2 pseudogenes are annotated in these 751 nt (G+C 55.8%); both read left to right on the top strand.

From position 1 onward, the window contains the following. Nucleotides 1-510, top strand: a pseudogene (locus tag FE394_RS19090) (ParA family protein); the annotation flags it as partial. Further along, a pseudogene (locus tag FE394_RS19085) lies at nt 507-751 on the top strand (hypothetical protein); the annotation flags it as partial. The pseudogenes FE394_RS19090 and FE394_RS19085, both read left to right, overlap by 4 nt.

The raw sequence follows: 751 nt of genomic DNA, 5'->3' as shown, positions 1-751 counted from the left end.
ATTGATTCCAAAGGGGCGACCGGCGTGATGAGTGAGCTGGTTGTACTGGCGGCCACGCAGGGCGTTCTGGGGGTTATCAAGCCTATTTTACCCGACGTCCGTGAGTTCCTGCGCGGCACCCTGCGGATGCTGACCCGGCTCCGGCCTTTTGAAAACTACGGTATCCGCCTGCCGGCTATCCAGATACTGGTCAACGGGATTGAAGGAACGAATCTCGACCGGGATACGCTGAGTGAACTGGTCGACATTATCAATAATCAACGGTATGACGCTTCCTCACTGGGCGGCAGGCAGGTTTACCAGCTGCTGGAAACCCGGATAGACCTGCTGGACATCTACAAACTGGGGCATGTCCGTGCGCAGCCCGTTCATCGTCTTGAGTATAAAACCAGCCGAAAAAGCCCGGCTGCCGCGCAAACCATGCACCGCCTTGCCTGTGAGTTGGTGCCCTTATGGGCGGAAAAATTCGATGCGGTATTGACTGCGCAACCGACGGGAGAAGCGCAATGAATGTTATCTGGCGGGCGGTTTGTTTTCGTTATGAGCATGTTGAATTACTGTTCAGTGATGATGAGTGGTTTGTTTTTGTGGATGCGCCGGATCGTGAAACCGTGCAGGCGAAACTCCAGGTCTTATTGCCGGCTGTTCTCGACGCTTCCCCGGAAGGGGTAGAGCACTATTATCCCCGCAATGAAGCGGAGCTGCGCAGGCAGGCCATGCGCCCCGATGCATCTCCGGATTTGGCGTTGCT

The sequence above is a fragment of the Xenorhabdus littoralis genome (assembly GCF_033949345.1).
Lineage (GTDB): Bacteria > Pseudomonadota > Gammaproteobacteria > Enterobacterales > Enterobacteriaceae > Xenorhabdus > Xenorhabdus littoralis.
Note: the sequence above shows the minus strand (reverse complement) of the source record. Positions and strands in the feature narration are given on the sequence as shown.